The sequence below is a fragment of the Mesorhizobium sp. M7D.F.Ca.US.004.01.2.1 genome (genome assembly GCF_003997785.1).
In the GTDB taxonomy this organism is placed as follows: domain Bacteria; phylum Pseudomonadota; class Alphaproteobacteria; order Rhizobiales; family Rhizobiaceae; genus Mesorhizobium; species Mesorhizobium loti.
The window spans coordinates 1-11,263 of record NZ_RZRQ01000202.1 but is presented as its reverse complement, the minus strand read 5'-3'; the positions used below and the strand labels follow the sequence as shown (position 1 = coordinate 11,263).

Below are 11,263 nucleotides of genomic sequence, written 5' to 3'. Positions count from 1 at the left end.
CGATCACCTCGTCCTCGCCGTCGAATTTCAACACGCTCATCACTGGCCCGAAAATTTCTTCACGGGCGATGCGCATGCCATCGGTGACGCCGGTGAACACCGTCGGCTCGACGAAGAACCCGCCCTGAAAACCCTGCAACGTAGGCACATTGCCGCCACAGGCGAGAACGGCGCCATCCTGCTTGCCGATGTCGATATAGCCGACCACCTTGTCGTGCTGCGCCTTGGAGACCAGCGGGCCCATCTGGGTTTCGGGATCGAGCGGATCGCCGATGCGGATTTTTTTGGTCCGCGCTATCAGACGGTCGACAAAGCGGTCGTGGATGCCGCTCTGCACGAAGACGCGCGTGCCGTTAGAGCAGATCTGGCCGGTCGAATAGAAATTGCCGAGCATGGCGCCGCCGATGGCGTTCTCGATGTCGGCATCGTCGAAGACGATCAGCGGCGACTTGCCGCCGAGCTCCATCGTCGCGTGCTTCATTTTCGAGCCGGCGAGCGACAGCACCTTGCGGCCGGTCGGGACGGAGCCAGTCATCGAGACCTTGGCGACGACATCGTGGCCGACAAGCCCGGCGCCGACATCGCCATAGCCCTGCACCACATTGAACAGCCCATCGGGCAGGCCGGCCTCGCTGTAGATCTCGGCCAGCGCCAGCGCCGACAGCGGCGTGTTTTCCGATGGCTTGAACACCATGGCGTTGCCCATGGCGAGCGCAGGTGCTGATTTCCAGCCGGCGATCTGGATCGGGTAGTTCCAAGCGCCGATGCCGACACAGACGCCGAGGGCCTCGCGCCTTGTGTAGGCGAAGGGCCCGCCGAGATCTATCGACTCGCCATTGTAGGCGGCAACCGCACCGCCGAAATATTCAAGGCAGTCCGCCGCAGACGGTGCATCCGCCACCAGCGTTTCCTGGATCGCCTTGCCGGTGTCCAGCGTCTCGATGCGGGCGAGGTCGGCGTTGCGGGCGCGCAATATGTCGGCGGCGCGGCGCAGGATGCGCCCACGCTCTACTGGCTTCAGCCGCGCCCAGGCGGGCTGCGCTGCCCGTGCTGCCTCGACGGCGAGTTCCAGCACGTTCGGCGTCGCCGAACGCAGCATGGCGATGGTCTCACCGGTTGCCGGATAGATGACCGGCAGCGGCGCGCCGCCGTCGTCCTCGATGTAGCGTCCATTGACATAGTGCGATGCCGTGGGCTGGGCGCGCATGGGAGGTCTCCAAATCGTCTTCGCTTTTGGCGGAACGTTCGCCGGATCATGCTCTATCTGTCCGACGCCTGCCAGCGCGGATTGATCCATGGTTCCTGGTTGGACGGCGCCAGCGGCGTGCGGCCAAGGATATGGTCGGATGCCTTCTCGCCGGTCATGATCGATGGCGCGTTGAGATTGCCGTTGGTGACGCGCGGGAAGATCGAGGAATCCGCTACCCGCAAGCCTTCGACGCCGATGACCCGGCATTCCGGATCGACGACGCTCATCATGTCGTCGGCGCGGCCCATCTTGCAGGTGCCGCAAGGATGGTAAGCGCTCTCGGCGTGGTCGCGAATGAAGATATCGAGGTCGTCGTCCGACTGCACCTGGCTGCCCGGCGAGATTTCCTTGCCCCGATAGGGATCGAACGCCGACTGGCCGAAGATCTCGCGCGTCAGCCGGATGCAGTGGCGGAACTCCGTCCAGTCGTCTGGATGCGACATGTAGTTGAAGCGGATCACCGGCTGCGATTTCGGGTCCGGCGAGCGCAGCGTCACCGAGCCGCGTGACTTCGATCGCATCGGCCCGACATGCGCCTGGAAGCCATGCGACTTGGCCGCCGCCTTGCCGTCATAGCGGACTGCGGCGGGGATGAAATGGTACTGGATGTCGGGGTAGTCGACACCTGCACGTGAGCGCACGAAGGCCGCCGCTTCGAAATGGTTGGTGGCGCCGAGGCCGGTCTTGAAGAACAGCCACTGCGCGCCGATGAGTGCTTTCGAGAACGGGTTCAGCACTGAATTGAGCGTGATCGGCAGTAGTGATTCCTGCTGGATGTAGAGCTCCATATGGTCCTGCAAATTGCGCCCGACGCCGGGTCGGTCGGCCACCACCGTAATGCCGTTTTCGCGCAAATGCTCGGCCGGGCCGATGCCGGACAGCATCAGGATCTTGGGTGAATTGATCGACGATGCGGCGACGATCACCTCACGTCGCGCCTTAACGACCTGAATCTGTTTGTGAGCTTCGATCTCGACGCCGACGGCGCGTTGATTCTCGATGATCACCCGCCGCGCAAAGCCCTTGACCAGACTCACGTTTTTGCGCTTCAGCGCCGGCTTCAGATAGGCTGATGCCGCCGACCAGCGGCGGCCGCCGCTTATGGTCTGCTCCATCGGCCCAAATCCTTCCTGCTTGGAACCGTTGTAGTCGTCGGTCAGTTCGAACCCGGCCTGCCGGCCGGCCTCGACAAAGGCGCCGTAGAGCGGATTGCGCCGCGAGCCGCGTTGTACATGCAACGGACCACTTTTGCCCCGCCAGCCATCCTCGCCACCGTCGGAGTCTTCCATGCGCTTGAAATAGGGGAGCACGTCGGCGAAGCCCCAACCAGCCGCACCCTCTTCGGCCCAATGGTCGAAGTCGCGGGCGTGGCCGCGCACATAGACCATGCCGTTGATCGAGGACGAGCCGCCGATGACCTTGCCGCGCGGCGTCGCCAGCACGCGCCCGCCGAGATGCGGTTCCGGCTCGCTGGCAAAGCCCCAGTCGTAAAGGCTCATGTTGAGCGGGATCGACAGCGCCGACGGCATCTGGATCAGCGGCCCGATATCGCTGCCGCCGAATTCGATGACGATGACCGAATGCTTGCCGTCCTCAGACAGCCGATAGGCCATGGCCGAGCCGGCCGAGCCGGAGCCGATGATGACGAAATCCGCTTCAAGCATGGTTCATATGCGCCATGAAATCGGCGAGCGAGACATTGCCGCCGGTAGCCACAACAAGGACGGTCTTGCCCTTCACATCCACCTTGCCGCCGAGGAGTGCTGCCAGCGACGCCGCCCCCGATGGTTCGAGCACCAGCTTCATGCGCTCGAAGGCGATCCGCATGGCGCTGCGCACCGATTGATCATCGACGGTGATGCCGCGAACGCCGGCGGTCTTGACCGCGGCAAACGGCGCGTCGCCCGGCCGGCGCGACATCAGCCCGTCGCAGATCGACTTCGGCCCGATCGGCATCGTCTCGATAGCGCCATGCGCCAGCGACGAGCCCATACCGTTGAAACCTTCCGGCTCGACGCCGATGATCTCTGTCGCGGGCGACAGATAGTGGAAGGCGAGCGAGACGCCACCGATCAGCCCACCGCCACCGACCGAGCAGAACAAGAGGTCGGCGCTGGCACCCTTGGCCTCAAGCTGGTCGAGCGCTTCGAGGCCGGCGCCGGCCTGGCCGGCGACGATCTCCGGATCGTCGAAAGGATGCAGCAGCGCCAGCCCCTCTGTCTCGGCGATCTCGCGTGCCTTGGCGGCGGCGACTTCTTCACGCGCCCGCTCGCCATGGTCGGTCAGCACGACGCGGGCGCCATAACCCGCCGTTGCGTCGCGCTTGGCGGCCGGTGCATCGATCGGCATGACGATGGTGACGGGAATGCCGAGCGCCTGGCCGGCGGCCGCCAGCCCTTGCGCGAAATTGCCGGAGGAATAGGCGACGACGCCTTTCTTCGCCTCGTCGGGCGAAAGCTGCTTCAGCCGCCAATAGGCGCCGCGCACCTTGAACGAGCCGGCCCATTGCAGCGATTCCGGCTTGATGAAGACGCGGGTCGCCCCCGTCTCCCTGGCCAGTGCTGTCGATTCCAGCAGCGGCGTGATCTGCGTCGCCCGGGAGGTGACGGCATAGGCCTGCTTGAGATGGTCGAGGGAGGGGACGAGAAGGTCTGACATCATTCGCCTCGCGGATACCTTTTGCTCTCTTCGAGATTGTCGAGGTTCATGTGATTGCGCATGTAACGCTCGGACGCTTTTTGCAGGGGCTGGAAATCCCAGGGGTAGTAGGCGCCGTTGCGCAGCGCCGGATAGACGACCCAGCGGCGCGCCTGGCTTTCGCGCACGGCGGCGTCGAAGCCGGCCATGTCCCAGCGCGCCTGGACCTTGTCCATGAATGCCGCCACCAGGCCCGCATTGGCGGGATCGTCGGCCAGATTGTCCCGCTCGAGCGGATCGGCTTCGAGATCGAACAGTTGCGGCGGATCGAGCTCGCAATGGACGAATTTGTATCTGCCGTCGCGGATCGCCACCAAAGGCGCGTTGGAGCCTTCGGCGGCATACTCCATCAGCACCGGCGCCGTGCGCTCGATGCCCTCGGTGAGCGGCAGCAGCGACTGGCCGTCGGTCCACGGCGCGATCGCGGCGATGTCGATGCCGGCGAGGTCGCAAAGCGTCGGCGCCACATCGAGATTGGAGACCGGCGTCTCGATCAGCCCGGCGCGAACGCCTTTGCCGGCAATCATCAGCGGCACCCGCGCCGAACCCTCGAAGAAGCTCATCTTGAACCACAGGCCGCGCTCGCCGAGCATGTCGCCATGGTCCGAGCAGAACAGGATGATTGTGTCGTCGGCCATGCGGGTGCGCTCGAGAACGTCCAGAAGCTCGCCGAGCTTGTCGTCGACATAGGAGATGTTGGCGAAATAGCCGCGCCGCGAACGACGCACCTGCTCTGGCGTGATCTCGAAAGAGGGATAGTCGCTGGCGTGGTAAAGCCGCCGGGAATGCGCATCCTGCTCGTCACGCGCGATGAACCCGGTTTCCGGGTCCAGCGCCTGGCAATGCTCGTAGAGATCCCAATACTGCTTGCGCGCGACATAGGGATCGTGCGGGTGCGACAGCGAGACGGTCAGGCACCAGGGCCGATGGTTCGCATCGTCCTGTTCGCGCGAAAGCTGATAGAGCTTCTGCGTGGCCAGGAACACGACCTCGTCGTCATACTCCGTCTGGTTGGTGATCTCGGCGATGCCGGCGCCGGTCACCGAGCCCAGATTGTGATACCACCAGTCGATACGCTCGCCCGGCTTGCGGTAGTCTGGCGTCCAGCCGAAATCGGCCGGGTAGATGTCAGTGGTCAGCCGCTCCTCGAAACCGTGCAGCTGATCCGGCCCGACGAAATGCATCTTGCCCGACAGGCAGGTGTAGTAGCCGGCGGCGCGCAGATGATGGGCGAAGGTCGGGATCGATGAGGCGAATTCGGCGGCATTGTCGTAGACGCCAGTGCGCGACGGCAATTGCCCGCTCATGAACGAGGCACGGCCCGGCGCGCAGAGTGGCGACGCCGTGTAGTTGTTGGCAAAGCGCGCCGAACGCGCGGCCAACGCCTTCAGATGCGGTACGTGCAGAAATTCTGCCGGCCCATCCGGAAACAGGGTCCCGTTGAGCTGATCGACCATGACGATCAAGAAATTGGGTCGCTTCGTTGTCACTGTTTGCGCCGCTCGCCGAGTTTGGTTTCGAGATAGTCCTCGACCAGCGCGATCGCGGTCGCGGCATCAGGCACGCCGTCCTTCAGCGCCCGCCTGATGTAGAGCCCGTCGATCATTGCCGCTGTCGCTTCGGCGGCGCGGTCGGCTTCGGCTCTGGGCAGGATCCCGGTCAGGCCGCTCATCAGGTTGGAGTGCAAGCGCCGTGCGTAGACCCTGAGCAGCCTCCGCAAGGCTGGTGATTTCTGCGCTTCGACATAGAAGGCGAGCCAGGCGGCGATGGTTTCCGGCTGGAACTGGATGTCGGAAAAGTTGACGGCAACCACGGCCGAAACACGTTCGCGCGGGGTGGCAGCGGATTGAAGGGCGCGTCGCATGTCGGTGGTCAGTTCGGCCAGGATGTGCCGCATCGTTGCCAGCAGAAGCTCGTCCTTGGCGCCGAAATAGTGATGGGCAAGGGCTGACGACACGCCGGCACGTCCGGCGATCTCGGACATGGTCACGTCGAGCGAACCGCGCTCGCCGATCGCCGAGATCGCCGCGTCGATGAGCGCCTTGCGGCGCAATGGCTCCATTCCGACTTTCGGCATCTCACTGCGTCCTTTGAAGCAGGATTATTTTTTATTGACGGGTCAATCAACAAAAAAATTGGCACTGGCTTCGTCTGTACCAAGCGATTGTCTGGTTCCAGCCCTTCACGAAGCGGACAGGATTGTTTACATTTGAACAATAAATGCGACGTGCGCCGTGAGCCCACATGCTAGGCTGGCGCCAAGGATGGAGACCGCCATGACCGCATGTATCGTTGGCTGGGCGCATTCGCGCTTCGGCAAGCTCGAGGGCGAAACGCTCGAAAACCTGATCGTCAAGGTGGCAACGGACGCGCTGGACCATGCCGGCATCGGTCCCGACGAGGTCGACGAGATCGTGCTCGGCCATTTCAACGCCGGCTTTTCGGCGCAGGATTTCACCGCCAGCCTGGTGCTTCAGGCCGACGACCGGCTGCGCTTCAAGCCGGCGACGCGCGTCGAAAACGCTTGTGCCACGGGATCGGCGGCGGTCCGGCAAGGCATCCGCGCCATTGACGCCAATGCCGCCCGCATCGTGCTGGTGGTCGGCGCCGAGCAGATGACGACGACGCCGGGGCCAGAGATCGGCAAGAACCTGCTCAAAGCGTCCTATCTGCCCGAGGATGGCGACACGCCTGCGGGTTTCGCCGGCGTCTTCGGCAAGATCGCGCAGGCCTATTTCCAGCGCTATGGCGACCAGTCGGACGCGCTCGCCATGATCGCCGCCAAGAACCACAAGAATGGCGTCGACAACCCCTATGCGCAGATGCGCAAGGATTTCGGCTACGAGTTCTGCCGCCAGGAGAGCGAGAAGAACCCGTTCGTTGCCGGTCCCCTGAAGCGCACCGATTGCTCGCTGGTCTCCGACGGTGCCGCTGCCCTTATCCTCGCCGACACCGCGACGGCGCTGAGGATGCGGCGTGCCGTTGCCTTCCGCGCCAACGAACATGTGCAGGATTTCCTGCCGATGTCGAAGCGCGACATCCTGACCTTCGAAGGCTGCGAGCAGGCCTGGACCCGAGCGCTTAAGAACGCCGGCGTGACACTCGACGATCTCTCCTTCGTCGAAACGCATGACTGCTTCACCATTGCCGAACTGATCGAATATGAGGCGATGGGCCTGGCCAAGCCGGGCGAGGGCGCCAGGCTGGCGCTGGACGGCACAACAGCCAAGGATGGCCGCCTGCCGGTCAACCCATCTGGTGGGCTGAAGGCCAAGGGTCATCCGATCGGTGCCACGGGCGTGTCGATGCATGTCTTGACCGCCATGCAACTTGTCGGCGAAGCCCGCGGCATCCAGGTGCCGGGCGCAAAACTCGGCGGCATCTTCAATATGGGCGGTGCGGCGGTCGCCAACTACGTTTCCATATTGGACCGGATCAGGTAGAAGCAGCCCGTATTTTACGGGGTAGCCATGACAAATCCGGTTCTGATCGAAGTCTTGCGCGGCGCGATCGTCGAGAGTGCGCATCGTGGTGCGGTCGCGGTCTTCGATGCCGATGGCAAGCCGGTCTGGGAGATCGGCGATACCGCCAAGCCGGTGTTCCCGCGCTCGGCGGTCAAGGCGATCCAGGCATTGCCGCTGGTCGAAAGCGGGGCGGCGGATGCCTATGGTTTCGGCAACCGCGAATTGGCGCTTGCCTGTGCGTCCCACTCGGGCGAGCCGGCACATGTCGAACTGGCGCGGTCCATGCTGGCCAAGGCCGGGCTGGAGGGATCAGCACTCGAATGCGGTACGCATTGGCCGTCCAATCATGACGCCGAGATTGCGCTCGCCCGCGCCGGCGGTTCGCCGAATGCATTGCACAACAATTGCTCCGGCAAGCATTCCGGCTTCCTCTGCACCTGCGTCCACGCCGGCATTGCGCACCGCGGCTATGTCAAGCCGGAGCACGGCCTGCAGGAGATGGTGCGCGACGCCATGCAGGCGGTGACGGGCGCTGTCCATGGCGCAGACGAGCGGGCCACCGATGGCTGCTCGATCCCGACCTATGCGGTGCCGCTCAGGAGCTTCGCGCTCGGCTTTGCCCGCATGGCCACGACAAATGGTTTTGGCCCCGAGAGAGCCAAGGCCGCAAAGCGGCTGCTGGCCGCCTGCATGGCCGAGCCCTTCTTCGTTGCCGGCACCGGCCGCGAAGACGTCGCGCTGATGGAGGCCGCACCAGGGCGGATTTTCACGAAAGGCGGCGCAGAAGGCGTCCATTGTGCCGCGATTCCGGAACTTGGCCTCGGCATCGCGCTGAAATGCGATGATGGCGCCGGCCGCGCCGGCGGAGCCATGGTTGCCGCCGTTCTTGCCAAATTGTTGCGCGCCGACGAGGCCCTGGCGTCAAAGCTGAGCGAACTGGCAAGCGCGCCCATCGAAAACCGGAACGGTGCCAAGGTCGGGGGGCTCAGGCCCACCGCGGCCCTCAACTGACGTGATTGTGCTCGACGGTCAGATGCGCATAGCCGGTATCGTTTGACGAGGCGAGATCGCCTGTCGCCGGCTCGGCCCAGCGCTGGCCGACAATAGCGCCGTTCAGGGCGCCGTCGATGACGTTGTCGGATATGACGGCCGTGCCGGCGCCCTCGACGACGGACACGACGATGCCGGTTCCAGCCTTGCGGATGATGTTGCCGGTGGCCACGACATTGCGCAGATACGGCCCCCAGCCGATCTGCATGCCGTAGAGCGGTGCGTTCTCGATGACATTGTTGGAAACGGTCGTGTCGGCTTCGACGCCGATGCCGACGCCAAATCCTGGCGAGTCGGCAGGGTAGGGGCCGCTGGTCGAGAGATTGCGCACGATGTTGCCCGAGCAGACGCCCATGCGGCCGCCTTCGTTGAAATTGACGATCGAGACGCCGTTGGCGGCGCCGTCGACAATGTTGTTGCTGATGATGGCGCCTTCGAACGAGAATTCCGAATAGACCGCCGTTTCACCCGAACGCGAGCAGGTGTTGCCCGATATTTGCAGATTGCTGGCGCTGTTGGCACGGATCGCCGAGAAGGCGCAGTCCGAGACGATGTTGCCCGAAATGACGACATTGCCGGCGCGAAAGGCGTTAATGCCATTGCCGTTCTGTCCCGTTCCGCCGCTGCGCGCCTGGATCCGTTCGACGCGGTTACCGGTGACCATGGTGCCGTCTTCCGCCGCCTGCCAGCGGTGCACGAGGATGCCGCCATTGGCGCAGTCGGAGACGGTGTTGCCTGTGATGGCCAGCCCGCTGGCCTCGACCGAATAGATGCCGGCATCGGCAGCCCCCGATATCTCCGAGCGCTCGACCCGGCCCGAAGCGTGTTCCAGCGCCAGTCCGTTCTTGCCGCTGCCGGTGATCTGGCAATTGTCGACGACGAGGTGCGCGACCCGGCGCAGATCGAGCAATCCTTGCGCATAATCGCCCATCGAGTGGTTTGCGCCGTCGAAGACCAGCCCGCTGAGTTCGATATGGTCGGCCTGTTCGGCCATGAACAGGTGGCCGTCGCCACCATAGACAATCCGCGTTGCGCCCGGCACGCCGGAAAGACGCACGCGGCCGGGCAGCGAGAGGTTAGAGACGACATAGGTGCCGGGCGGCAGGAACACGGGCATGTCGCGGTCGTTGGCGTCGCGCAGCAATTTGGCGAAGGCCTTGCTCTGATCGTCGAAGGTGCCGGGCTGCACACCGAGTTCCGTGGCATTGATCGAGCCGCGCATCGAGGCTTTCTCGATGCCGGTCAGGCTCGCTGCCGCCGCCTTGCCGAACGAGAGGCCCATGATGGCAAAGCCGGCGGTTCCGGTCAGCAGCGTTCGTCTGTTCAACATCGGCACAGGGTCCTGGCGTTCAACCTTGGCGTCGCAGGAATCGTGCCAGACGGTCTGCCTCCTCTCAAGACCGGAGACAATGGCTTGTCGAGCAGCCTTTCCGCGCCTAAGTTCACGGAATGAGCAGAGCTTTTACCCGCGAGGAAGACAGCGAAAACGCCATCGCCGGTGTCGGTGAGCGACCGGTCAGCCAGCACCGCAATCTGGTGACGGAGCACGGTCTGGCGCAGATCGAGGAAAATCTCGCCGATCTGCGCGATCTCCTGGCGAAGGCCGAGCGGAAAGCAGACCGCGAGCGCATCGCGGTGGTGTCGCGCGACCTGCGCTATTGGACCGCCCGACGCGAAAGCGCCGAGCTCTCCGTACCGGAGCCGGGCAGCGACCTTGTGCGCTTCGGCATGGGCGTCACGCTCGAGGGCGATGACGGCAGGAAGGTGCACTGGAAAATCGTCGGCGAGGATGAGGCTGATCCCACCAAGGGTAGCATTTCGCATGTTTCGCCGATGGCCGTGGCCCTGTTCGGCAAGAAGGTCGGCGACTTGGCCAGCGTCAACGGCAAGGAATGGGAAATCGTCAAGCTCTCCGAGAGCTAATCCTCGAGCTTGACGACATGGTCGCGGAAGAAGGCTGCGGCTCCAGTTTCATCGATCTCGCCAGCGGCAACCATCAAGACCAGTTGAATCACGTCCTGCTGGTCGGCCTCGACGCTTAATCCGTTGAAATAAAGAAACAGATCGGCCGCGGCAAAGGCAGTACGCTTGTTGCCGTCAACGAAGGGGTGGTTCTTGGCGATGCCGAACAGATATGCCGCCGCCAGTTCGCACAAATCCGGATCGCCATAGATCTCTCGCTGCTGTGGACGGGAGAGCGCCGACTCCAGCATGCCCTCATCTCGTATACCTACCGCCCCGCCGTGCAGGCGCAACTGCTCGGCGTGAAGCGACTCCACGAACTCCCGCGAATGATGTTCGGTCATTTCGCGAGCGCGCGGTAGGCAACCTCGTACTTTTTCATCCGCTCGCGTGCGATCTTCATCTTGCGCTCGAACTCCTCGGCGCTGTCTTCGGTGCGACGCAAACGAAGCTCTTCGCCTTCCTGAACGATGACGATGCTGTCGCCTGCCTTCATGTTCAAACGGTCGAGCAGCTCCTTCGGTAGGATCACGCCCTCGGAATTGCCGATCTTGCGTATGGTCGTGTTCATGACGGATATCCTGTTGCAACGTCGATTATAACTCGACCAACGAGAAGTTGCAACAGATATTATAACAGGCCTAAGCCAGCAGCCGGTCCAACAAACGATCCGCTGCCTCTGGAATGACCGTGCCCGGCGAAAAGATCTCCGCCGCCCCCGCCTGCAGCACGGCGTCATAGTCCTGCGGCGGGATGACGCCACCGGCGACGATCAGCATATCGCCTCGGCCGAGCTTCTTCAGCGCGTCGCGCAGTTCGGGGATCAGCGTCAGATCTGTCT

At 63.7% G+C, this 11,263-nt stretch carries 12 protein-coding genes; 3 read left to right on the top strand and 9 right to left on the bottom strand.

Going from position 1 to position 11,263, the window contains the following annotated elements; translation table 11 throughout:
• The 5 genes from betB to betI form a co-directional block, all read right to left on the bottom strand.
• A partial coding sequence (gene betB, locus EN993_RS23575; protein ID WP_127264954.1) for a betaine-aldehyde dehydrogenase occupies positions 1 to 1,207 on the bottom strand: 1,207 nt, incomplete at its 3' end.
• Between the two features lie 53 nt (positions 1,208 to 1,260).
• A complete protein-coding gene (betA, locus tag EN993_RS23570; protein WP_109662463.1) occupies positions 1,261 to 2,913 on the bottom strand; it encodes a choline dehydrogenase in 1,653 nt (550 codons plus the stop codon).
• Positions 2,906 to 3,907: a threonine/serine dehydratase gene (locus EN993_RS23565; RefSeq protein WP_109663314.1), complete on the bottom strand. Its 1,002-nt coding sequence runs from the start codon at positions 3,905 to 3,907 to the stop codon at positions 2,906 to 2,908. The genes betA and EN993_RS23565 overlap by 8 nt, the downstream gene beginning before the upstream one ends.
• Complete coding sequence (gene betC, locus EN993_RS23560; RefSeq protein ID WP_127264953.1) at positions 3,907 to 5,436, bottom strand: choline-sulfatase; 1,530 nt, start codon at positions 5,434 to 5,436, stop codon at positions 3,907 to 3,909. Before betC ends, EN993_RS23565 begins: the two co-directional genes overlap by 1 nt.
• Entirely contained in the window at positions 5,433 to 6,023 is a 591-nt protein-coding gene (gene betI, locus EN993_RS23555; RefSeq protein WP_127264952.1) for a transcriptional regulator BetI, read from the bottom strand. Before betI ends, betC begins: the two co-directional genes overlap by 4 nt.
• A gap of 199 nt (positions 6,024 to 6,222) precedes the next feature.
• Here betI and EN993_RS23550 point away from each other — a divergent pair, with 199 nt between their 5' ends.
• Entirely contained in the window at positions 6,223 to 7,389 is a 1,167-nt protein-coding gene (locus EN993_RS23550) for an acetyl-CoA acetyltransferase (protein ID WP_127264951.1), read from the top strand.
• Between the two features lie 27 nt (positions 7,390 to 7,416).
• Positions 7,417 to 8,421 (top strand): asparaginase, encoded by a 1,005-nt coding sequence (locus EN993_RS23545; RefSeq protein ID WP_127264950.1) that lies wholly within the window; start codon positions 7,417 to 7,419, stop codon positions 8,419 to 8,421.
• Here the strand turns inward: EN993_RS23545 and EN993_RS23540 are convergent.
• Positions 8,414 to 9,790, bottom strand: coding sequence for a TIGR03808 family TAT-translocated repetitive protein (locus EN993_RS23540; RefSeq protein WP_127264949.1), 1,377 nt, complete (start codon positions 9,788 to 9,790; stop codon positions 8,414 to 8,416). The two genes, EN993_RS23545 and EN993_RS23540, sit on opposite strands and share 8 nt — an antisense overlap.
• 119 nt (positions 9,791 to 9,909) lie before the next feature.
• Between EN993_RS23540 and greA the strand changes: the two genes are divergently transcribed.
• Positions 9,910 to 10,383: a transcription elongation factor GreA gene (gene greA / locus EN993_RS23535; protein ID WP_109662476.1), complete on the top strand. Its 474-nt coding sequence runs from the start codon at positions 9,910 to 9,912 to the stop codon at positions 10,381 to 10,383.
• Here greA and EN993_RS23530 read toward each other — a convergent pair.
• From EN993_RS23530 to EN993_RS23520, 3 genes are all read right to left on the bottom strand, one after another.
• Entirely contained in the window at positions 10,380 to 10,766 is a 387-nt protein-coding gene (locus tag EN993_RS23530) for a type II toxin-antitoxin system death-on-curing family toxin (protein WP_126068468.1), read from the bottom strand. The two genes, greA and EN993_RS23530, sit on opposite strands and share 4 nt — an antisense overlap.
• Positions 10,763 to 10,993: an AbrB/MazE/SpoVT family DNA-binding domain-containing protein gene (locus tag EN993_RS23525; protein ID WP_023760503.1), complete on the bottom strand. Its 231-nt coding sequence runs from the start codon at positions 10,991 to 10,993 to the stop codon at positions 10,763 to 10,765. The genes EN993_RS23530 and EN993_RS23525 overlap by 4 nt, the downstream gene beginning before the upstream one ends.
• Positions 10,994 to 11,063: 70 nt before the next feature.
• Positions 11,064 to 11,263: hypothetical protein (locus tag EN993_RS23520; RefSeq protein ID WP_164757774.1), on the bottom strand; the 200-nt coding region annotated here is incomplete at its 5' end.

Excerpts from the sequence above, each read along its gene's own strand:
- betA (WP_109662463.1), bottom strand. The coding sequence starts at position 2,913 with ATGCTTGAAGCGGATTTCGTCATCATCGGCTCCGGCTCGGCCGGCTCG.
- EN993_RS23565 (WP_109663314.1), bottom strand. The coding sequence starts at position 3,907 with ATGTCAGACCTTCTCGTCCCCTCCCTCGACCATCTCAAGCAGGCCTAT.
- betI (WP_127264952.1), bottom strand. The coding sequence starts at position 6,023 with ATGCCGAAAGTCGGAATGGAGCCATTGCGCCGCAAGGCGCTCATCGAC.
- EN993_RS23550 (WP_127264951.1), top strand. The coding sequence starts at position 6,223 with ATGACCGCATGTATCGTTGGCTGGGCGCATTCGCGCTTCGGCAAGCTC.
- EN993_RS23545 (WP_127264950.1), top strand. The coding sequence starts at position 7,417 with ATGACAAATCCGGTTCTGATCGAAGTCTTGCGCGGCGCGATCGTCGAG.
- EN993_RS23540 (WP_127264949.1), bottom strand. The coding sequence starts at position 9,790 with ATGTTGAACAGACGAACGCTGCTGACCGGAACCGCCGGCTTTGCCATC.
- greA (WP_109662476.1), top strand. The coding sequence starts at position 9,910 with ATGAGCAGAGCTTTTACCCGCGAGGAAGACAGCGAAAACGCCATCGCC.
- EN993_RS23530 (WP_126068468.1), bottom strand. The coding sequence starts at position 10,766 with ATGACCGAACATCATTCGCGGGAGTTCGTGGAGTCGCTTCACGCCGAG.
- EN993_RS23525 (WP_023760503.1), bottom strand. The coding sequence starts at position 10,993 with ATGAACACGACCATACGCAAGATCGGCAATTCCGAGGGCGTGATCCTA.